General features: G+C 67.8%; 17 protein-coding genes. 6 read left to right on the top strand and 11 right to left on the bottom strand.

The window, feature by feature from the left end:
* Nucleotides 1-16: 16 nt before the first annotated feature.
* The 6 genes from ccmB to yajC are packed head-to-tail and all read right to left on the bottom strand — an operon-like array spanning nucleotide 17 to nucleotide 4,620.
* Nucleotides 17-673, bottom strand: coding sequence for a heme exporter protein CcmB (ccmB, locus tag ATO11_RS01755; protein ID WP_050529096.1), 657 nt, complete (start codon nucleotides 671-673; stop codon nucleotides 17-19).
* Nucleotides 670-1,278 (bottom strand): heme ABC exporter ATP-binding protein CcmA, encoded by a 609-nt coding sequence (ccmA, locus tag ATO11_RS01750; protein ID WP_050529408.1) that lies wholly within the window; start codon nucleotides 1,276-1,278, stop codon nucleotides 670-672. The genes ccmB and ccmA overlap by 4 nt, the downstream gene beginning before the upstream one ends.
* A gap of 8 nt (nucleotides 1,279-1,286) precedes the next feature.
* A complete protein-coding gene (locus tag ATO11_RS21620; protein ID WP_050529095.1) occupies nucleotides 1,287-1,640 on the bottom strand; it encodes an Mth938-like domain-containing protein in 354 nt (117 codons plus the stop codon).
* A gap of 18 nt (nucleotides 1,641-1,658) precedes the next feature.
* Nucleotides 1,659-2,627, bottom strand: coding sequence for a protein translocase subunit SecF (gene secF / locus ATO11_RS01740; protein ID WP_050529094.1), 969 nt, complete (start codon nucleotides 2,625-2,627; stop codon nucleotides 1,659-1,661).
* Nucleotide 2,628: 1 nt separating this feature from the next.
* Nucleotides 2,629-4,302: a protein translocase subunit SecD gene (gene secD / locus ATO11_RS01735; protein WP_050529093.1), complete on the bottom strand. Its 1,674-nt coding sequence runs from the start codon at nucleotides 4,300-4,302 to the stop codon at nucleotides 2,629-2,631.
* A gap of 30 nt (nucleotides 4,303-4,332) precedes the next feature.
* Nucleotides 4,333-4,620 carry a preprotein translocase subunit YajC gene (gene yajC, locus ATO11_RS01730; RefSeq protein ID WP_050529092.1) on the bottom strand — a complete coding sequence of 96 codons (288 nt, stop codon included), beginning with the start codon at nucleotides 4,618-4,620 and terminating at the stop codon, nucleotides 4,333-4,335.
* A 146-nt stretch (nucleotides 4,621-4,766) separates the two neighbouring features.
* Between yajC and ATO11_RS22280 the strand changes: the two genes are divergently transcribed.
* The 3 genes from ATO11_RS22280 to serS all read left to right on the top strand — a co-directional run bounded on the left by ATO11_RS22280 (nucleotide 4,767) and on the right by serS (nucleotide 8,236).
* Nucleotides 4,767-6,101 carry a pentapeptide repeat-containing protein gene (locus ATO11_RS22280; protein WP_050529091.1) on the top strand — a complete coding sequence of 445 codons (1,335 nt, stop codon included), beginning with the start codon at nucleotides 4,767-4,769 and terminating at the stop codon, nucleotides 6,099-6,101.
* Nucleotide 6,102: 1 nt separating this feature from the next.
* Nucleotides 6,103-6,828 (top strand): trypsin-like serine peptidase, encoded by a 726-nt coding sequence (locus tag ATO11_RS01720; protein WP_050529090.1) that lies wholly within the window; start codon nucleotides 6,103-6,105, stop codon nucleotides 6,826-6,828.
* A gap of 115 nt (nucleotides 6,829-6,943) precedes the next feature.
* Nucleotides 6,944-8,236, top strand: coding sequence for a serine--tRNA ligase (gene serS, locus ATO11_RS01715; protein WP_050529089.1), 1,293 nt, complete (start codon nucleotides 6,944-6,946; stop codon nucleotides 8,234-8,236).
* A gap of 56 nt (nucleotides 8,237-8,292) precedes the next feature.
* Here the strand turns inward: serS and ATO11_RS01710 are convergent, their stop codons facing one another.
* Nucleotides 8,293-9,432, bottom strand: coding sequence for a DUF2235 domain-containing protein (locus ATO11_RS01710; protein WP_050529088.1), 1,140 nt, complete (start codon nucleotides 9,430-9,432; stop codon nucleotides 8,293-8,295).
* 100 nt (nucleotides 9,433-9,532) lie between these two features.
* Here ATO11_RS01710 and ATO11_RS01705 point away from each other — a divergent pair, with 100 nt between their 5' ends.
* The gene (locus ATO11_RS01705; protein ID WP_050529087.1) at nucleotides 9,533-10,231 is read left to right on the top strand and encodes a hypothetical protein; all 699 of its coding nucleotides are present in this window, start codon (nucleotides 9,533-9,535) and stop codon (nucleotides 10,229-10,231) included.
* 10 nt (nucleotides 10,232-10,241) lie between these two features.
* Here ATO11_RS01705 and ATO11_RS01700 read toward each other — a convergent pair whose 3' ends face one another.
* The 4 genes from ATO11_RS01700 to ATO11_RS01685 all read right to left on the bottom strand — a co-directional run bounded on the left by ATO11_RS01700 (nucleotide 10,242) and on the right by ATO11_RS01685 (nucleotide 14,937).
* Nucleotides 10,242-11,201: a fatty acid desaturase gene (locus tag ATO11_RS01700; protein ID WP_165586913.1), complete on the bottom strand. Its 960-nt coding sequence runs from the start codon at nucleotides 11,199-11,201 to the stop codon at nucleotides 10,242-10,244.
* 186 nt (nucleotides 11,202-11,387) lie between these two features.
* Nucleotides 11,388-12,815 (bottom strand): ribosome biogenesis GTPase Der, encoded by a 1,428-nt coding sequence (gene der / locus ATO11_RS01695; protein ID WP_050529086.1) that lies wholly within the window; start codon nucleotides 12,813-12,815, stop codon nucleotides 11,388-11,390.
* Nucleotides 12,816-12,873: 58 nt separating this feature from the next.
* Nucleotides 12,874-14,211 (bottom strand): PQQ-like beta-propeller repeat protein, encoded by a 1,338-nt coding sequence (locus tag ATO11_RS01690; protein ID WP_242601328.1) that lies wholly within the window; start codon nucleotides 14,209-14,211, stop codon nucleotides 12,874-12,876.
* Nucleotides 14,212-14,265: 54 nt separating this feature from the next.
* The gene (locus tag ATO11_RS01685; protein WP_050529085.1) at nucleotides 14,266-14,937 is read right to left on the bottom strand and encodes a tetratricopeptide repeat protein; all 672 of its coding nucleotides are present in this window, start codon (nucleotides 14,935-14,937) and stop codon (nucleotides 14,266-14,268) included.
* A 224-nt stretch (nucleotides 14,938-15,161) separates the two neighbouring features.
* On the opposite strand from ATO11_RS01685, the gene ATO11_RS22470 reads away from it, so the two are divergent.
* The gene (locus tag ATO11_RS22470; RefSeq protein WP_050529084.1) at nucleotides 15,162-17,864 is read left to right on the top strand and encodes an efflux RND transporter periplasmic adaptor subunit; all 2,703 of its coding nucleotides are present in this window, start codon (nucleotides 15,162-15,164) and stop codon (nucleotides 17,862-17,864) included.
* Nucleotides 17,861-21,613 carry an efflux RND transporter permease subunit gene (locus ATO11_RS01675; protein WP_050529083.1) on the top strand — a complete coding sequence of 1,251 codons (3,753 nt, stop codon included), beginning with the start codon at nucleotides 17,861-17,863 and terminating at the stop codon, nucleotides 21,611-21,613. The genes ATO11_RS22470 and ATO11_RS01675 overlap by 4 nt, the downstream gene beginning before the upstream one ends.
* The last annotated feature ends 14 nt before the right edge of the window (nucleotides 21,614-21,627 follow it).

Raw genomic sequence — 21,627 nt, 5'->3', positions numbered from 1 at the left:
CATGCGCGTTATTGCCTCACCTCAGGTTGATGCGCAGCACGGCGGCGCTGGCAAAGGGCAAAAGCGCCAGCGTGGCCAGCGTGACCCCCGCCAGAAGCGCCAGCGTTGGCCCGATGGGCAGGCCCTCCGCCCCGCGCCGCGCGACCTCGGCCCCGAAGATCAGCGTCGGCACGTAAAGGGGCAGGACCAGGAGCGACAGGAGCAACCCTCCGCGCTTCAGCCCCACGGTCAGCGCCGCACCGAACGTCCCGATCGCGCTCAGCGCGGGCGTCCCGGCCAGCAAGGACAGGACCAGCCACCCGTACCCCGCCGCCGGCAGCGACAAGAGCACCCCCAGCACCGGGGCCGCCACGATCAGCGGCAGCGCCGTCGTCAGCCAGTGCGCCAGCGCCTTGACCGCAGTGACGGCCTCCAGCGGCAGCGGCGCAGTCGCCAGAAGGTCAAGCGAGCCGTCTTCATGGTCAAGCGCGAACAGCCGGTCGAGCGATAGGAGACAGGCCAGCAAGGCCCCCAGCCAAAGGACGCCCGGAGCGATCCGCGACAACAGCACCGGGTCCGGCCCGACCGAGAACGGCACCATCACCACGAGGATCAGGAAGAAGGCCAGCGCAAGACCAAAGCCGCCCCCGGCCCGCATCGCAAGCCGCAAGTCGCGGAACAGAAGCGCCCTCATGCGAAGGCCTCGTCGAACCCGACGGGGCCACGCGGCGCGGCCCGGAACGGGCCGACATCCAGCACGCGCGCGTCGAGGCCGATATCGATATGCGTGGCCACGATCAGCGCGCCCCCCGCCGCGAGACGGGCACGCAAGAGCCCGGCGAGCGCCTCGACCGTGGCAGCATCCAGCGACACGGTGGGCTCGTCCATCACCCACACCGCGCGATCCGCGACCAGCATCCTTGAAAGGCCCAGCCGGCGTTTCTGCCCGGCCGACAACCGCCCCGCCGGGCGATCCGCAAGCGCGCGCAGGTCGAAGGCATCAAGCGCGGCCTCGATCCCGCCGGCGTCGAATACTTGGGCCCAGAAAGACAGGTTCTCGGCCACGGTCAGGGTTGGCTTGATGCCGTCGGCATGGCCGGAATAGGCCAGTGTGTCTGGATCGGCCTCGACCCGGCCCTCCATCGGCGGCATCAGGCCCACCAGCGTGCGCAGCAGGGTCGTCTTGCCCGCCCCGTTCGGCCCGCGCAGGATCAGCGCCTCACCGGCCGCGACCTCGAATGACAGCCCTTCCAGCACCGGCGTGCCGCCGCGCCCCACCGCAAGGTCGACCGCGCGCAACAAGGGCGTCAGACCGGCAGGAGCGCCGCCGCGACGCGGCGCCCTTCGCTGAGAAGGATGTTGTAGGTGCGGCAGGCCGAGGGCGAGTTCATCATCTCGATCCCGAGGCCTGCACCCTCCATCGCCTCGCGGAACGACGCGGGCGGATGCGCGATCTCGGCACCCGTGCCGATGAAGACGACGTCGACATGTTCCTTCAGCGCCAGCACGGCGTCGATATCGCCGTACCCGCCCCATCCGCGCGTGCCCGAAGGCGCGACAACCTGCGCCCCTTCGTACACCTCGCCGCCGATGCGGAAGAAACCGGGGCCGTAGCCGTCGATCGGTTGCGCGTCGTTGTAATCGATCTCGTTCAGGCGCATGGCACGATCCCCCGCCCGTCAGGCATCCACGTTGGCGAACTGGGTGCCCGCGGTCGCATCGGGTTTCGACCAGTCGCGCTTGACCCCCAGCCACAGCAGGATGGCCGATGCCACGAAGATCGACGAATAGGTGCCCACGATCACGCCCCAGATCATCGCGAAGACGAAGCCGCGGATCACGTCACCGCCCAGCACGTAGAGCGAAACGAGCGCCAGCAGCGTCGTGACCGAGGTCATCACCGTCCGGCTGAGCGTTTCGTTGATCGACATGTTCAGCACTTCCTTCAACGGCCGGTTCTTGTATTTCCGCAGGTTCTCCCGCACCCGGTCGAACACGACCACCGTGTCGTTCAGCGAATAGCCGACGATGGTCAGAAGCGCCGCGATGATGGCCAGATCGAACCGGATCTGAAGCTCGGAAAAGATGCCGATGGTCAGCAGCACGTCATGGATCAGCGCCGCCACCGCGCCCAGCGCGAATTGCCATTCGAACCGCAGCCAGATATAGATCAGCACCGCCCCGATAGCGAGCACCACGGCGATCACCGCCGTCTGAATCAACTCACCCGACACCTTGGGTCCCACCGATTCCACGGATGTGAACCGGATATCCGGGGCCACGCCCGTCAGGGCGCCGCGCACGTCCTCGACCATCGCGCCGGTCACGGCCTCCTCGCCTTCCTGCGCCTGGATGCGCACCATGGCGACGTTCTGGTCGGGGCCGAAGGTCGGGTCGAACACCTCGGTGATCGTCACGTCGCCCAGTTCCAGCGCATCCAGCGCGGCACGATAGCCCGCCACGTCCACCGGTTGCGCGCTTTCGGTGCGGATCGTCGTACCACCCCGGAAGTCGATGCCGAAATTCAGGCCCTGCACCATGAAGGAGATGAAGGCGACCACCATCAGCAGCGCCGAGATGCCCAGCCACAGCTTCGAGCGCGAGAAGAAATCCCAGTTGGTTTCCTGCGGAACGAGTTTCAGGCGCATCTCACACCTCCAGCGTTTTCGGGCGGCGGCGTTCGAACCACATTACCACCAGCAGGCGCGTCACGAAGATCGCCGTGAAGACCGAGGTCAGGATACCAAGCCCCAGCGTGACCGCGAAGCCCTGCACCGGGCCGGACCCCATCGTGAAGAGGATCACGGCGGTGATGAAGGTCGTGATGTTGGCGTCGAGGATCGCCGAAAGCGCCTTTTCATACCCAAGTTCGATCGCGCGCGCCGGGCCCTTGGCCGTTTTCACCTCTTCGCGTATCCGTTCGAAGATCAGCACGTTGGCGTCTACCGCCATGCCGATGGTCAGCACGATCCCCGCGATGCCCGGCAGCGTCAGCGTCGCGCCGATGGCCGACAAGAGGCCAAAGATCAGGCCCACGTTGATGATCAGCGCGATGTTGGCGAAGATCCCGAACAGGCCATAGCTGAGGAACATGAAGACCAGCACCGCCGCGAAGGCGACAAGGCAGGCGACCTGTCCCGCGCGGATGCTGTCGGCGCCCAGTTCCGGGCCGATGGTCCGCTCTTCGAGGAAGGTCAGTTCCGCCGGCAGCGCGCCCGCGCGCAACAACACGGCGAGGTTGGTCGATTCCTCGACCGTGAAACTGCCGGTGATGATCCCCGACCCGCCGGGAATGTGCGACTGGATCACCGGCGCGCTGATGACCTGGTCATCCAGCACGATGGCAAACGGGCTGCCGATGTTTTCCGCCGTGTAGTCACCGAACTTGCGCGCGCCCGAGACGTTGAAGGTGAAATTCACCGCCGGACGGCCGTTCTGGTCGAACGAGGGCTGCGCGTTGGTCAACTCCTCCCCCGTCACCACCGCCGCCTGTTCGAGGATATAGAACACCCCCGGCTGGTCGAGCGACGGCAGAACCTCGTTGCCAAGGCCCGGCGCATCGTCGATCGAGCTGGTCTGCCCGACCACCGGCTGGAACGTCAGCTGCGCCGTGGTGCCGATGATCTCTTTCAACTCGCTGGCCGACCCGATGCCCGGCACCTGGATCAGGATGCGGTCCCCGCCCTGCCGCTGGATCGTCGGTTCGCGCGTGCCGACCTCGTCGATCCGGCGGCGGATGATCTCCAGCGCCTGTCGCACCGTGCGTTCGTCGGTCGCGGCCCGCTCGGCCTCGCTCAGCCGCGCGATCAGCACGTCGCCTTCCGCGGTGAACTCGTAATCGGTCGAACCTGCACCCGTCAGCGTCTGGATCGGCTGGGCAAGGCCGCGTGCCACCGCCAGCGCCCGCTCCATCCCCTCGGGCCGCGAGATGCGCACGCGCAACTCGTCATCGGCCGAGGGCTGCAGCCGGATCGTGCCGACCGTGTCGCGCTCGGGCCGCAGGGCATCGCGCAGTTGCGGCCACAGCGCCTCGATCCGCGAGGCATAGACGTCCTCGACCTGAACCTCGGCCAGAAGGTGCGCGCCGCCGCGCAGGTCGAGACCAAGGTTCACGAGGCTCGACGGCAGGAAGGACGGCCAGAGGCCCGCATCCCCTTCCACCGCCGCCCGCGCCTCGGCGCCCGCCGTCTCGTCGATCAGGACGGCCTGTGCGTCATTGTACCGCTCCACCCGGTCGTAGAAGGCGTTCGGCAGCGCAAGCAGCAGCCCGAAGGCGACCATCAGCCAGATCAGGATGCGTTTCCAAAGGTCGATCTGCAGCATCCGCCGCTCCTCTTGCCCGAGGGTTGGGGATCAGGACTTGGCGTCCGCCGGTTCGGTCTTGTTCAGAACGGCGCTGATCGTGTTCTGCACGACGCGCACCTTCACGCCATCGGCGATCTCGACCTCGAGATTGCCGTCGCCGGGCACCTTCGACACCTTGCCGATCAGCCCGCCCGCCGTGACCACCTGGTCACCACGCCGCAGTGCCTCGACCATCTTCTGGTGGTCCTTCATCTTCTTCTGCTGCGGCCGGATAAGCAGAAAATACATGATCGCGAAGATCAGGATCAGCGGAATGAACTGGCCGATGGCTTCCATGGGTGCCCCTGTAGGTCGTGTCTCGGGGCCCGTTCGGCACCCCCTGTTGATCGCGCGGAACCTATGCGCGGGCGGGGTGAGTTGCAAGGCGCGACGATGCGCTTTCGCGCTTTCGATTCGCCGCGGAATGGTGTTGGCTGACGCTGATGCGCGACACGACCACCATAACGCTGCCGATCCCGCCCGAATACGCGCTGGGGCTTGCGGTCCTTCTGGGCTTTGTCGGGCTGTGTCTGGCCGTGTCGTTCCTGCTGCCCCTGCCCGGCAGACAGGACAGCCCCCCGTTCGAGGCGATGCGCACCCGGCTGGGCATGAAAATCCTCGACCCCGGCCTGTTCCTGTTCCTTGCCACGCTGTGGCTGGCGATCTTCCTCGTCCTCCTCTCCGGGCTTCTGTTCGTCCTCTGGGGCGTGGTGACCGGAGGCGTGCCCACGACCGACGAGGCCGTCAGCGCCTTCCGCTTCGCGCTGGCCCAGATTGCAGCCCTCACCGCGATCCTCGGCGCCGTCATCACCCTGCCCATCACCCTGATCCGCCTCAAGATCACCCGCGACCAGAAGGACATCGGCGACGAGGCGCTGTTCAACGACAAGATCAATCAAGCCTCGACCCAGCTGGCCGCGTTGCGGCAGGTGACGCAGGTGACCGGGCGCGGGAAGATGCGGCAGGTCGATCACGTCTGGGAAGACGACATCGTCGTCCGCGCTTCGGCCATCGACCGGCTGGAGGGGCTGGCGAACGAACGCCCCGACGAAATCCCCCGCATCGCCCGGATGCTGAGCGTCTATGTGCGCGAACTCTCCCGCGCGTCAGAGCCGAAAACGCCGCCGGAATTGGATGTGGACGACGCCGGAGTGCCGACTTGGGAAAGTCGCTTGGCGCTGCGATCATGGGCGCAGTCCCTCACACCCTTCAGACCCGACGTGGAAAAGGCCGTCCAGTCACTTGGCCGCCTGCAAATGATCGAAGGCGCGGACCTGTCCAAGATCGACATCGACCTGCGCGACACAAACCTTCAGGGCTTCGACCTACGCGGTCTGACATTCGAGTCGGGCAAGGTCCAATTGGGCGGAGCGCAGTTGCAGGGGGCGAACCTCTCAGAGGCGCGGTTGCGGGGGGCGGGCCTCGGCGAGGCGCGGTTGCAGGGAGCGAAACTCGTCGGGGCGCGGTTGCAGGGGGCGAACCTCAACGGGGCGCGGTTGCAGGGGGCGAACCTCGTCGGGGCGCGGTTGGACGAAAAGTCAGACCTCACGCAGGCTATTCTTCGAGGTGCCTGCGTGTGGTCTGCCGATGATACAACCATAGCACAACTTGCCCCGTTTCTCGACGATCTCTTTGTCGCGTGGGACGTGCTGGCCGACGCCGAAACGCCGCCGCCCAACCGCGCGACCGAAGCGCAAACCAGGGACCCGCAAAAATTCTACGAAGCCTGGCGCGCGTGGCAGCTCTCCATCGGGCAGGACCCGGAGAACCCGGCCTGACATGCGCGCGCTGATCCTCGCCCTGCTGACCGCCCTGCCCGCCTTTGCCCAATCCCCCCTCCCCGCCCTGCCCGAGGCCGACAGGCCCGCATGGGCCGCCGTGGGGCGGATCAATATCGCGGGGTACAAGGATCGGTCGTTCTGTACCGGCACGCTGATCGCGCCCGATACCGTGCTGACAGCGGCGCATTGCGTGGTGGTGGACGGCGCCCCGCGCGACCTCGCCCGCATGACCTTCGTCGCCGGCTGGGATCGCGGGACGCTTCTGACCTTCCGGCGCATCCGCGCGCTCTCCCTCCATCCCGGTTTCGACATCACCGGCGCGACGCGGCGCGCGGGCAATGACCTCGCCCTACTCACGCTCGACAAACCCATCGCGCAGCGCCAGTTGCCCGGCCTGCCGCCCCGCGCGCTGGGGGATGGGGCCGCGCGGTTCGCCATCCTCGGCTACCACCGCAAGCGCCCCAACGTGCTGAACGGACGGTTCGATTGCCGCTGGCTGGCGCGCGGGCGGGACGTGATGACGCTCGACTGCGCCGTGATCGCGGGCAATTCCGGTGGGCCGGTCCTGATGCAGACGGGCGATGGCTGGCGCGTGGTGGCGGTGGCCGTCGCGCGGTCGGCGGATGAGAACGGGCCCGGCGCGATAGCTGCCTTGGTCGACGCGTGGGTTCTGCAAGGGGCGTCGGCTGGCAAGCAGCCGACCTACACCACCACGCGCCCGTAGGTCGGCTGATCCTCAGCCGACCCCGCCCAAGGGTACGCGGCTTTCACTGGACGGCCCTGCCCCCCTCGCGTAGACCCGCGCCACGAAACACACGAGTGCCAACCGGAGAAGACCCATGCACGACATCCGCGCCATCCGCGACAACCCCGCCGCCTTCGACGCGGCGCTGGCCCGCCGTGGAGATGCGCCCATGTCGTCAGAGCTTCTGGCCGTGGACGAAGCCCGCCGCGCCCTGATCCACGCGGCAGAGACCGCGCAGGCCGATCAGAACAAGGCATCGAAGGAAGTCGGCGCCGCCAAGGGCCGTGGCGACGAGGCGGAGTTCGAACGCCTGCGCGCGCTGGTTGCCGCCAAGAAGGCCGAGGTGGCCGAGTTGCAGGAAAGGGCCAAGGCAGAGGATGCCCGCCTGACCGACATGCTCGCCCGCATCGCCAACCTGCCCGCCGACGACGTGCCGGACGGCACCGACGAGGCCGACAATGCCGAGGTCAACCGCTGGGGCAGCCCGCGCAACTTCGCCTTCACGCCGAAAGAGCATTACGAGATCGCGGGCGTCGCCCCGAACATGGATTTTGAAACCGCCGCGAAGACCTCCGGCGCGCGCTTCGTGATGCTCAAAGGGGCCGTGGCCCGCGTGCACCGCGCACTCGCGCAATGGATGCTCGACACGCACACGTCGGAAAACGGCCTGACCGAGGTGCAAAGCCCCGTGCTGGTCCGCGACGCGGCCATGTACGGCACCGACAAGCTGCCCAAGTTCGGCGAGGACAGCTACCAGACGACCAATGGCTGGTGGCTGATCCCCACGTCCGAGGTTACGCTCACCTATTCCGTCGCGGGCGACGTGCTGGACGAGGCGCAACTGCCGATCCGGCTGACCTCGCACACGCTCTGCTTCCGGTCCGAGGCCGGAAGCGCGGGCCGCGACACGGCGGGCATGCTGCGCCAGCACCAGTTCGAAAAGGTCGAGATGGTGTCGATCACCCATCCCGACGCGTCGGAGCAGGAGCAGAAGCGCATGCTGCGCTGTGCCGAGGCGCTGCTGGAGGCACTTGGCGTGCCTTACCGCACGGTGGTCCTCTGCACCGGCGACATGGGGTTCGGTGCGCGCCGCACCTACGACATCGAGGCATGGCTGCCGGGGCAGGATGCCTACCGCGAGATTTCGTCCGTCTCCACCACCGGGGATTTCCAGGCGCGGCGCATGAACGCGCGGTTCAAACCGGCGGGCGGCGGCAAGCCGGAATTCGTGCACACGCTGAACGGGTCGGGCCTTGCCGTGGGGCGCTGCCTGATCGCAGTACTGGAAAACGGCCAGCAGGAGGACGGCTCCGTCGACCTGCCGGAGGTGCTGCACCCCTACCTTGGCGGCAAGACCCGGATCGGGGCGGACGGCGTGCTGGCCTGACCGGCCACGCGCATCCCCAAACCATCAACCGAGCGCGGACCCGGCACCCGGCCGGGTCACCCGCCTCCTGTTTGGCGCAACTGGTCGATCACGCGGTCAAGGCTCGCGGGCGCATAGCCCAGTTCGCGCGCCCGGATGCGCGCCGTCATCGACACGTCATCGACCGTCTCTGGCCCCGAGCGTGGACCAAGCAGCATGCCCGCAAGGTTCGCCATGCCCGCGTGCTGGGCAAGGGGCGCGTTGCGGGCGAGCGGGTCGGCGCGTTCCAGCACCCGCTCCATCCGCTTGGGATCAAAGATCAGGCCCGCGCGGCTCGCGCCCGCCGCCATCCACATCGTCACCTCTGCCGACAACCCCGGAACCGGGCCGGACCCGCCGACGATGCCGTGATTGCCCGGAAACCACAGCTGCTGGTAGGGCCTGTCGTCTCCCTTCGCCTCGCCGTTCATGCGCTCGATCTTGCTGTCCCACAGCGTCGGCGGGAAGAGCTTGCGCTGCTCGTCCAGCGCCACGGCATGACGCGCAGCGGCGACGAGAGAGGTCAGCTTCTGGTCGTGGAAGGTGTATTTCTTGTTCACCGCTCGGGCGACGGCGCCCAGCATGCCGGGCATCCCCATCGCGCCCACCGTGTCCCAGACGCCAAGATAGTTGATCCGCAGCAATCCCGCCTGCCCGTAGCCCTGCTTGTCGCGCCACGCGACCTCTTCGCGCGAGGTCGCCATGTCGGGCGACAGGATCGCGCGGAACTGCATCGAGGCCTCGGTATCGGGATGGGTTTTCGGATCGCGGTCGCGGTAGCGGTCGATCGCCACCGGGATCGCGGCGATCTGCGACCGGTCGGGCAGCCCGGTCGACCGGATCAGCCCGGTCAGCGACCGCGCGGTGTAGGCCCCGCGCGAGAAGCCGAAGATATAGATCTCGTCGCCGGGTTCGTAACAGAAGACGAGGTTGCGATAGGCGTCATGGATGTTCTCGGTTAGGCCCCAGCCGAAAGCACCGCCCCCGGCCCGGTCAAGCGCACGGGCGAACTTGGTACCGCCCCGCCCCGATCCGACACCGGGCATGTAGAAGACCTGCTGCTTGACGCCGCTGGGGTCGGTCGGCATCACCGCCTGCGCCAGCCGGACCACGCTGGTGGGGTTGTGCGCGTCCGACCGGTTCCATGTTCCGTCACAAAAGAGCGCGATCCGCTTCATCTGTCTCTTCCCCCCGGTTTGCACACAGCCTATCTCAAGCCGAACGGAACCGCAGCCCGTGCTGTGCGTCCTATGTTAAATGTTTAAACGGAGCCGCACCATGCCGCTTGTCTGGTCCATCGCCCACCTGGTCGCCGCGATCGTCTTCGCACTGGCACCCTTTGCCACGCCCGATTTCGGCGGGTTCCGGCCCGACCAGTTCCCGGTGCCGCAAACCGACGCGCCGGTGCAACCGGCGGGCTATGCCTTCGCGATCTGGGGCCTGATCTATGTGTGGCTGGTGGCGGGTGCCTTTGTCGGACTGAACCGGTGGCGCGATGCGGACTGGGCCGCGATGCGTCCTCCGCTGGTTCTGAGCCTCGTGCTGGGTGCGCCGTGGCTCATGGTCGCCAAATCCTCGGTCCTTGGCGCGACTGTGCTGATCTGGCTCATGCTCGCCACGGCCCTCGTGGCACTCTTCCGCGTGGGCGATACCGACCGCTGGTGGCAACAGGCGCCGGTCGCCGTCTATGCCGGCTGGCTGACGGCGGCGTCCTCGGTCTCCATCGGGTTGATGCTGGGCGGTTACGGGATCCTCGGGCCCGTCCTGTCGGCGCTGGTGGCGCTTGCCATCGCGCTCGCCATCGCGGTGACCGTGCAGTACCGGCTGCACCGCGCGCCCGAATACGGGCTGGCGGTGATCTGGGCGCTGGTGGGCGTGGTCGTGGCCAATGTCAGCCCGCTCAACATCGCCGTGGCGGGCCTTGCCGTCATCGGCATCCTTTCGCTTCTGTCCCTGCGCACCCTCGACACCGAGTGACCGCGCAGGATCAGGCGGCAGCGGCAAAGCTCACCATACGGCGCTTTTCCTCGTCGTACAGCTTCCAGCCATAACACGACATCGCCTCGCGCCAGCCGATCTCGCGGCTGTGCAGGCCCTCGCCGGCATCCTCGTAACAGCGCTTGAGGTTGTAGCACGGCACGTTGGCGTTCAGGTGATGCAAGTCGTGATAGGCGATGTTCAGCGTCAGCCAGTCGAACAGCCGCCCGAACCGCAACACCGACGATCCCCGCAACGCCCCGTCCTCGTAGGTATAGGCCGGGCGGCGGTTCCAGTAGACCTCTTCGAAATTGTGCACGACATAGGGAATGATCGCGCCGAAGGTCGCGCCCACGTAGATCGAGCCAAGCAGGATCGCGACGCCCGTCCACCCCGCCGCGGCCCAGACCACGACGAAATATCCCAGCACCAGCGCATCGTGCAGGATCACGTTGCCGACGCCCGTGACGATGCCGTTCCGCGGGAAGCGGCGCACGACCAGGTACAGGATGAACGGCCCGACCACGAGCAGCGTGAAGGGAGAGCGGTAAAGCCGGTACCACGCCCTCCGCGCGGGTGAGGCCGCGCGGAACTCCTCCACCGTCATGATATCGATCTCGAACGCCTCCCGGTGATCGAGGTCACCGACATGCGCGTGGTGCAGGTTGTGGTTGTGGCGGGTCGCGGCATAGGGCGACAGCGCGACGACAGACAGCGCGTTGCCCCAGAAATCGTTGAGCTTCCGGTCCGAGAAAAGCGAACCGTGCATGCAATCGTGCTGCAGCATGTAGACCCGCACCCCGAACAGCCCCATCAGCACCGTCAGCGGCACGACCAGCCACCAGTTCGGCGCCGCGAGAATGGCACCGACAAGGCACGCGACATACAGCACCAACGTCGTCGCAAGCTCACTCCACGCGCGCGCATCATCCTTGGCCACGTAGGCCCGCGTATGTTGCCGGATGTTCATATTCAGTTCCTGTCGATCACGTTTCAAAAAGTCGGCGGCCAAATCCGCGGGCCGCAGTCGCTGTCGCGCAGGCATAAGACAGGTCAATCCGTCATGCATCAAGGCATTTCGGCGCAGGACATGGCGGGATGTGGAGAAGCTGCACCGCTCCCGCACCGCGAACTGCCGCTTTTCGCGGCAGGCCGCTTACGGTTTCGGACCTTGCAGGTGCTTGCGCAGCTTCGAGGGGCCGGGTTTCTTGCGGCCCTTGTAGGGGTTCTTGTCCGACTGCCCGCGCAGGGTCAGCCGGATCGGCGTGCCCGGCATGTCGAAATCGGCGCGCAACCCGTTCACGAGGTAACGCCGGTAGCTTTCGGGCATCTTGTCGGGATGCGAACACATCACCACAAAGCCCGGCGGCCGCGTCTTGGCCTGCGTGGCATAGCGCAGCTTGATCCGTTTGCCCTGCGGCGCGGGCGGCGGGTGGGCGGCCACCATCCCTTCGAGCCAGCGGTTCAGCGCCGCCGTCGGCACGCGGCGGTTCCAGACCTCGTGCGCCTTGAGGATCGCGGCATGCAGCCGGTCGAGCCCCCGGCCCGTCTTGGCCGACACAGTCACAAGCGGCGCGCCCTTGAGTTGTGGCAGCAAGCGATCGAACGCGTCCTTCAGCGCCTTTAGCTTGCCCTGCCGGTCTTCCTCGATGTCCCACTTGTTGACGGCGACGACGACCGCGCGGCCCTCGCGCTCGGCGAGGTCGGCGATGCGCAGGTCCTGCTGTTCGAACGGGATCGCGGCATCCAGCAAGACCACCACCACCTCGGCGAACTTGACCGCGCGCAGGCCATCGGACACCGACAGCTTTTCCAGCTTTTCCTGCACCTTGGCCTTCTTGCGCATGCCTGCCGTGTCGAACAGGCGCATCGGCGTTCCGTCCCAGTCGACGGTGAGAGAGATCGCGTCGCGGGTGATCCCGGCCTCGGGCCCCGTCAGCAGGCGGTCCTCGCCAAGAATGCGGTTGATCAGCGTCGACTTTCCGGCGTTCGGGCGGCCGACGACGGCCACCTGCATCGGCTTGTTGTCTGCCTCCGCCTCGATATCCAGATCGGTCTGCGGCAGGCTGTCATCATCCGCCTCGGCCTTGGCCTCGATCAGCGGCGCAAGGCGGGCGTGCAGGTCGCCCATGCCCTCGCCATGCTCGCCCGACAGCGCGACGGGGTCGCCAAGACCCAGCCCGTAGGCCTCGATAACGCCGGCCTCGGATGCGTTGCTTTCGGACTTGTTAGCAGCCACGATCACCGTCGTGCCGCTGCGGCGCAGGATGTCGGCAAAGACCTGGTCGCTGGGCGTCACGCCCACCCGCGCATCGAGCATGAAGAGGCAGGCATCGGCCATGCCCACCGCGCGTTCGGTCAGCCGCCGCATCCGACCCTGCAGGCTGTCATCGGTCGCTTCTTCCAGCCCCGCCGTGTCGATCACGGTGAATTCGAGGTCGCCCAGCCGCGCCGCGCCTTCGCGCAGGTCACGCGTCACGCCCGGCTGGTCGTCGACCAGCGCAAGGCGTTTGCCCACAAGGCGGTTGAACAGCGTCGATTTGCCCACGTTGGGCCGCCCGACAAGGGCGAGGGTGAAGGTCATGGTCTGGTCTGGTTACGGGTTTCACGGGGTCAGACCCGCGCCATACACCCTTCCCGCGTCAACGGAAAGCGTGCAACGTCCCCTGCCCCGACACGACGTAGAGCGTACCGCCCGCAACGACCGGCGCGGTAGAGGCACCGCCCGGCACCGCAAGGCGCTGCACCTCGTCGCCCGATACCGGGTCATAGGCGCGCACCGATCCGTCGCCGGTCGAGACATAGATCAGCCCCCCCGCAAGGATCGGACCGTGATGGGCAAAGATCTCGGCCCGGCGGCGCGGGTTACGGCGCGGCTTGAAGCCCGGCAGGTTCGTCGTCCACACCACCGATCCGTCCTCTGCATCGACGCGGACAAGCTGATTGAGGTCATTCACCACGAAGATGCTGTCACCCGCCGGCCAGACCGGCGCAAGCGCGCCCATCTGCTGCGTCCACACCCGGCTGCCCGAGTTGACGTCCATCGCGACAAGCCGCCCGGCATGGGTGCCGACGAACATCCGCGATCCCGACACGACCGGGTCGCCCGTCACGTCGTTCACCGTTGCCGCCGCGATCCCGCGGCGCTGCCCCACGATGGCCGAATTCCAGAGCCGCAGCCCGCCTTCGCGGAACGCGGCCTGCACCTCGCCCGATCCATAGGCGAAGATCACCAGCGTGTCGGTGATCGCGGGCGCCGGGGCGCCCTGCACGTTGTTGCCGTCCTGCACGCCGTCGATCTGCCAGCGGATGCGGCCGCTGTCGGCCTCGATCGCCCAGGCGGTCGCGTCTCCGGCGACAAGGTAGACAAGCCCGTTCGACACGATCGGCGCGCCCGTGCCGGTCGCACCCAGCTTCTGAACCCAGATTTCCTCTCCCGTCGCGGGATCAAGCGCGGTCAGCGTGCCGTAGGCCGAGGCCACGTAAAGAACACCGCCGGCATAGGCGAACTGCCCGCCCGCCGCCTCGCCCGACCGGTCGCGCTCGGGCGTCAGGTCGCGCTCCCACAGCCGCGCACCGGCGGTCGAGGTGGCGACGACAACCGAACTGCTGTCCATGGTGAAGACCCGCCCGTCGGCCACGACGGGATCGGCAATGATACGCTGGCGCTTCTTGTCGCCCGCGCCGATGGCGGCCTGCCACAGCGGCTGCAACCCGGAGCCCAGCGCCGCGTGCCCGACCCGCGTCGCATCCGATCCCGGTCGCTGCGCCCAGGACGCGTTCGCCTGCTGCGGCGGCAGCGAGATGGCCCGCGCGGTATTCTCGGACGCCTCGACAAGGCGGAACGCGCCGGTTTCGTCGGCACCTTCGCGCAGGGCTTCCCGCTTGCCGGGAAGAATGACTTCGGGTTCGGCGCAGGCGGCCAGAAGGGCCAGCCCGCAAAGGCCCGCGATCCAGGGTCGTGATTGGCGTCCGGTCACCCGTGATCCTCCTGCTGCTCGCTGCTCCCGCGGCTTGATGCGCGGTGAGCGGCCTTACCCGGCCTCCGCCGCAATGCGCGGCGGCTCGCCTCCAAGGGCCACAATCAACTGTGTTGCCCGCTGACGCAAGCCCGGCGTCGCCTCGGCATCCGACGCGATGCGCACCAGGCGGTCGATCGCGGCCTGCGTGTCGCCCTCTTCGAGGTCGATCAGCGCGATCTGCTCTTCGGCAAGCAACCGCAAGGTGTTGCCCGGAATGGCCAGTGCGCCGAATCCCTGCCGACGCTCTGCCGCGGGCGTCTCGGTGCCCTGCGCCAGCAGCGCCTTGAAGGCGGCGATCTGGCGGTAGATTTCCGGCACCTCGGTGTCGGTCGCAACCGTCTGCAGACGGTCCGCTGCCTGCGCCCCGTTGCCCGCCTCGGCCTCCTCCGCCGCGATCAGGAGCGACAGCATCGCCGCACCGCCGGACGTTTCCGGCGTGACCGTGCGCAACGCGGCCACGCGGTCTGCCGGTTCGTTGGCCTCCAGCGCGCCAAGGATCGCGTCGCCCAGCGCCTGCGCGCGGGCCTCCGTCTGCGCCTTCTGCCACTCGTTCCATGCCGCGCCACCGACGATGGCCACGACGACCACGGCGCCGATCCATCCATAGCGGCGGAACAATTGGAAAAGGCGGTCGCGGCGGACTTCCTCGGTGACTTCCTCGATGAAACTGTCGCTTTCGCTCACGGGTCGCGTCCTTATCCCAGTTGGGCGGGGTTTACTCGGCCTGCGCGGTGCTGCCAAGTCCTGTCGACAGGACGCCTGACGCCCTTGCACCGGCCACCTGACTGTGGCAAAAGTGAACCGATTGGTTCAGAATTTGCGCCCGCGCCATTGCAACCCGCGTTCGCTCCCCTAACTGGACCCGCATCTGCCGTGCTCCTCCGCGGCGTCCGACAAGGCTTTGCTTAATGCGACTGATCCCGATTCTGACCGCCGCACTGGTACTTGGTGTGCTCTACATGCTGATCCTCGAACGCGACACGCTGCTCGCCTTCGCGCGCGGGGACGAGGTGGACGTGGCCGAAGTGCTGGACGGCCCGGCCCGGTCGAACGAGAAGGACGAGGTCGAACCCGTCGCCATCGCCGACGCCAGCGCCGCGCGTGACCGCCCCGCCGTTCGCGTGATCGCCCGCGCCTCGACCGCCGCCGAGGTCGACAGTGCCGTCGTTCTGCGCGGAGAGACCGCCGCCGTGCGGCAGGTGGATGTCCGGGCGGAAACCACCGGGACCATCGTGTCCGATCCCCTGCGCAAGGGGGCCGAGGTCAAGGCCGGCGACCTGCTGTGCCGGATCGATCCCGGCACGCGCGGTGTCTCACTCGACGAGGCGCTGGCACGGCTGGCCGAAGCGGAATCGCGGGTTCCCGAAGCCGCCGCGCGGCTGAGCGAGGCCGAAGCCGCCCTGCCCGCCGCCCGCGCCCGCATCGCCGAGGCGCAGGCCGCCGTTCCCGCCGCCGAGGCGCAACTGGCCGAAGCCCGCGCCAGCGTCCCCGCCGCCGAAGCGCGGCTGAAGGAGGCACGGGCCCGCGTGCCCGAGGCAGAGGCGCGACTGGTCGAGGCCGAAGCGCGCGTGCCCGAGGCACAGGCCCGCCTTGCCGAAGCCGCCGCGGGCATTTCCGCCTCCGAGGCGCGGCTCGCCGAAGCGCAGGCCGCCATCCCCACCGCCGAAGCGCGCCTGAGCGAAGCGCTCGCCAACATCCCCGCCGCCGAGGCGCGACTGGCCGAAGCACAGGCCGGTATCCCCACATCCGAGGCGCGTCTTGCCGAGGCCCGCGCCGCGATCCCGACGTCAGAGGCGCTGCTGGCCGAGGCGATGACCTCGATCCCCACCGCCGAGGCACGGTTGGCCGAAGCGCTGGCCGCGATCCCCACCGCAGAGGCACGGCTGGAAGAAGCGCTCGCCGCGATCCCCACGGCGGAAGCCCGTCTGGAAGAGGCCCGCGCGGCCGTTCCCGCCGCCGAGGCGCGCCTGAGAGAAGCCCGCGCCGCCGTCCCCGCTGCCGAGGCACGCCTGCGTGAGGCCGAAGCCAACGTCCCCGCCGCCCGCGCTCGCCTTGCCGAAGCCGAAGCGCGCATCCCCGAGGCGGAAGCCCGCGTCGACGAGGCAGAGGCCCGGATCGAGGAGGCGAAAATCAACCTCAACGCCGCCGAACGGCTGTCGCAGGACGGGTTCGCCTCGCAGACCCGGCTGGCCAATGCCCGCGCCGCGGCCTCTTCGGCGCAGGCGCAGGCTCAGGCCGCGCAATCGCAACTGAAATCGGCCATCGCGGGCGTCGAGTCGGCCAAGTCCGCCGTCGCGGGCGCCCTTGCCGGGGTGGAAACCGCCCGCAGCCAGCTTGAAAACGCCCGCGCCGCGGTCGAGACCGCGCTGAGCCAGGTCGCCGCGGCCAAGGCGGGCGTGCAATCGGCGATGGGCCAGGTCGCCGGGGCCAAGGCGGGCGTGCAATCCGCCAAGGGCCAGGTCGAAAGCGTGAAGACGCAGGTGCAATCGGCGCGCGGCGCGGTCGAGAACGCCAAGACGCAGGTGCAAAGCGCCAAGGGCCAGGTCGAAAGCGCCAAGGCGGGCGTACAATCCGCGCTTGGACAGGTCGAAAGCGCCAAGGCCGCCGTGCAATCGGCCAAGGGCCAGATCGAAAGCGCCCGCGCAGGCGTGCAATCGGCCAAGGGGCAGGTCGAAAGCGCCAAGGCCGGCGTGCAATCCGCCCGCTCCTCGATCGAGGGGGCGAAGGCGATCGAGCAATCCGCGAAAAGCCAGGTGCAGAACGCCGCCGCCGGCGTGCAGACCGCCAAGAGCCAGGTCGAGAACGCGCAGGCGGGCGTCGAATCCGCGCTCAGCGCCATCGAGGGCGCGCGCGCCGCCGTCCAGTCCGCCACCTCGGGCGTCGAAGGCGCGAAGGCCGCCGTCGTGTCGGCAGAATCGCAGCTTGAAGGGGCCGAGGCCGGGATCGAAAGCGCCCGCGCGGGCATCCAGAACGCGAAATCCGGCATCCAGTCGGCGGAGGCGGGCGTCGCCACCGCGCGCAAGGAAATCGAGCGGCTCGACATCCACGCGCCCTTCGACGGGCTTCTGGAAAGCGACACCGCCGAACTGGGCGCGCTGCTGCAACCGGGTGGGCTCTGCGCCACGATCCTGCAGCTTGACCCGATCAAGCTGGTGGGCTTCGTGCCCGAAACCGAACTGTCACGCGTGGCCGTCGGCGCCCGCGCTGCCGCGCGCCTTGCGGACGGAACCGCCGTGTCCGGCACCGTCGACTTCCTGTCGCGCTCTGCCGATGCCACGACGCGCACCTTCCGCGTTGAGGTCGCCGTGCCGAACCCGTCGCTTGGCATCCGTGACGGCCAGACCGCCGAGATCCTGATCGAGGCGGACGGCCAGCCCGCGCACCTCTTGCCGCAATCGGCGCTGACGCTGAACGATGACGGGGTGCTGGGCGTGCGGGTCGTGGACGAGGCAAGTGCCGCGAAATTCATCAGCGTCGAACTGTTGCGCGACACCGCCGACGGTGTCTGGTTGACCGGTCTGCCCGACACCGCCAACGTCATCCTCGTGGGGCAGGAATACGTGACCGACGGCGTTCCCGTCGAGCCGAGTTTCGAGGAGGTGCTGCAATGACCGGCATCGTCGACTGGGCCGCGTCCCGCGCGCGGATGGTGATCGCGTTTATCGTGCTCTCGCTGCTGGCGGGCGGTTTCGCCTATGTCTCGCTGCCGAAAGAGGGCGAGCCGGATATCGAGATCCCGGCCCTTTTCATCTCGGTCCCTTTCCCCGGCATCTCGGCCTCGGACAGCGAAACGCTGCTGATCAAACCGATGGAGACCGAGTTGTCGGACCTCGACGGACTGAAGGTCATGCAGGGCACGGCGTCCGAAGGCTATGCCGGGATGGTGCTGGAATTCGAGTTCGGTTGGGACAAGACCAAGGTCATGGCCGACGTGCGCGACGCCATGAACAACGCCGAGGCCGACTTCCCCGACGGGGCCGAGCAATACTCGATCAACGAATTCAACTTCTCGGAATTCCCGATCATCATCGTGAACCTGACGGGCGACGTGCCCGAACGCACGATGAACCGGATCGCCAAGGACCTGCAGGACGAGATCGAGGGCATGGATGCCGTGCTCGAAGCGGGGCTGACGGGCAACCGCGACGAGATGCTCGAAGTGCTGATCGATCCCCTGCGGCTTGAATCCTACAACGTCACGGCGGGCGAGCTGATCAACGTCGTTCAGAACAACAACCAGCTGATCGCGGCGGGTGAGGTCGAAACCCGCAACGGCACCTTCTCGGTCAAGATCCCGTCGTCGTTCGACGATGCGCAGGACGTCTATGACCTGCCGGTCAAGACCAACGGCGACCGCGTTGTCACGCTGGGCGACCTTGCCCGCATCCAGCTGACCTTCGAGGACCGGACAGGTACCGCAAGGTTCAACGGCGAGAGGTCGGTGGCGCTGCAGGTGGTCAAGCGCAAGGGCTACAACCTCATCGATACCACCGCCGCCGTGAAGGATGTGGTCGAACGCGAACGCGCCTCGTGGCCGCCGGAATTGCAGGCCGCCGTCACGCTGGGCACGTCGAACGACCAGTCGCGCACCGTCGCGTCGATGGTCAGCCAGCTTGAAGGCTCGGTCCTGACCGCCATCGCGCTGGTGATGATCGTGGTTCTGGCCGCGCTCGGCACCCGCCCCGCCCTGCTGGTCGGCTTCGCCATTCCCACCTCTTTCCTTCTGTGCTTCGTCCTGCTGGCGGTCATGGGCATCAGCGTGTCGAACATCGTGATGTTCGGCCTGATCCTTGCCGTGGGGATGCTGGTCGACGGCGCGATCGTCGTCGTGGAATACGCCGACCGCCGCATCCAGGAAGGCACCGGCCCCATGTCGGCCTATGTCGAGGCCGCCAAGCGCATGTTCTGGCCCATCGTGTCGTCGACCGCGACGACGCTCTGCGCCTTCCTGCCGATGCTGTTCTGGCCCGGCGTTCCGGGCGAGTTCATGGGCATGCTGCCCGTGACGCTGATCTTCGTCCTGTCGGCCTCGCTGATCGTGGCGCTGATCTACCTGCCGGTCATGGGCGGCGTGTCGGGCCGCTTTTCCCGCGCGCTCGACGGTGCGTCGGACTTCGTGAAGCGGGTCTTGCCGTGGTGGGCGGCCCGCGCCGCGCTGGTCGTCGTCGCCATCGTGATCACCTATGTCGGCGCCCGCACGGTGCTGGCGCCCGAATGGCTGTTCGGCAGCGGCGGCACCGGGCCGACCATCGCCGCCACCGTGATGTTCCTCGGCGGTGCGGTCCTGTTGTCCATCGCCATGGGCGCGGCCCGGATCGAACGCCGCGAGAAACGCGTGCGCGCGGGCTACCGCCGCACGCCTTTCGGCCATTTCATCAACTTCATCGTCGGCAACCCGATCATGCCCATCGTGTCCATCGTCGCGGTGATCGCCGTCGTGATGTACGTCTTCTCGTGGTACGGGCGCGACAACCTCGGGGTCGAGTTCTTCGTGGAATCCGAAACCGAACAGGCCATCGTCTACGTCAAGGCGCGCGGCAACCTCTCGCTCGACGAGAAGGACGCGCTTCTGGAACGGGCCGAGGCCATCGTGCTGTCCCATCCCGGCATCGACAACGCCTTCGCCTTCGCCGGACAGGGCGGGCTGAACGCCAATACCGGCGGCTCGGAAGCTCCGGGCGACACGATCGGCCAGATCCAGCTTGAAACCATCCCGTGGGAGGAACGCGCCAACCGTCCCGACCTCGACGGTGACGTCGTCGTGGCCGAGATCGAGGAACGACTCGCCACCCTGCCCGGCGTGCAGACCGAAATCCTGTCGCTGTCGCGCGGCCCGGCCTCGGGCAAGCCCGTGCACCTGCGGATCAAGGGAGATGATTGGGAAGACCTGCTGGCCGCCACCGCAACCGCCCGCGAGAAATTCGAGGCGACCGAGGGCCTGACCCTGATCGAGGACACCCTGCCCCTGCCGGGCATCGACTGGCAGATCGACGTGGACGTGGAAAAGGCGGGCCGCTACGGCGCCGACGTCGCCACTGTCGGCGCGATGGTGCAACTGGTGACGCGCGGCATCCTGCTCGACACGATGCGCGTCGACACCTCGGACGAGGAAATCGAGATCCGCGTGCGCCTGCCGGAACAGGACCGCGTCCTGTCCACGCTCGACACCCTGCGCGTGCGCACCTCGGACGGGCTGGTCCCGCTGTCGAACTTCATCACCCGCAAACCGGTGGCCAAGCTCGCGCAGATCAGCCGCGTCGACCAGAAACGCTATTTCGACGTCAAGGCGGACGTTGCCCCGAACCTCGTCACCTTCAGGACCGGGGACGGCGATGCCGCCCAAAGCCTTGGCACCGGCCGGCTGAAAGAGGACGGCACCGGCGCCATCACGATCGAGGACAAGTCCTATGACCTCGTCTCGCTGGCCGATGGGACCTCGGGCGCGGTTCTGGCGCAGATGGCCGACGATGGCGACCTGCGCGCCGCGCCGATCAACGCCAACGAACGGATCGCCGAGCTGACCAAGTGGCTGGACACCTCGCCCCTGCCCGCCGGGCTCGACTGGGAATGGACGGGCGATCAGGAAGACCAGGCCGAAAGCCAGGCCTTCCTGTCCTCGGCCTTCTCCGCCGCGCTGGGGCTGATGTTCATCATCCTCCTGGCGCAGTTCAACTCGTTCTACAACGCCACGCTGGTGCTTCTGGCCGTGGTTCTGTCGACCACGGGCGTGCTGTGGGGGATGCTGGTGATGCAACAGCCCTTCTCGATCATCATGACCGGCACAGGGATCGTGGCGCTGGCCGGGATCGTGGTGAACAACAACATCGTCCTGATCGACACCTACCAGGAGTTCCGGCAATACATGCCCCGGATCGAGGCGATCACCCGCACCGCCGAGGCCCGCATCCGGCCCGTCCTGCTGACCACGATCACCACCATGGCCGGCCTCACGCCGATGATGTTCGGCCTGTCGCTCGATTTCTTCGCGGGCGGCTTCTCGATCGACTCGCCGACCGCGCTCTGGTGGAAACAGCTGGCCACCGCCGTGGTCTTCGGCCTTGGTACCGCAACCGTCCTGACACTGGTCTTCACGCCCTCGATGCTGGCGCTGCGCGTCTGGTTCACGGCCTACGTGCTGGCCTTCGCGCGTCTGCTGGCGCGCCTGTCCATGCCGCGCGGCAGCGCCGCGGCCCGCGACTGGGCGCTGCGCCGGCAGGCCCGCCGCACCAAGGCACCGGAGATCCTGTGGGAGGACGAACCCGCCGAGGCCGGTACATCGGACGATACCGAGGACGAGCCCGCGGATGTCGAGGACCAGACCGAGTTCGTCTTCCCCGGCCCGATCCGCGCGGCGGAATAACTAACCACCGCGCG

The sequence above is a fragment of the Pseudaestuariivita atlantica genome, from assembly GCF_001205715.1.
Taxonomy (GTDB): Bacteria; Pseudomonadota; Alphaproteobacteria; order Rhodobacterales; family Rhodobacteraceae; genus Pseudaestuariivita; species Pseudaestuariivita atlantica.
The sequence above is the reverse complement of the archived record's forward strand: the minus strand, read 5'-3'. Positions and strand labels throughout refer to the sequence as shown.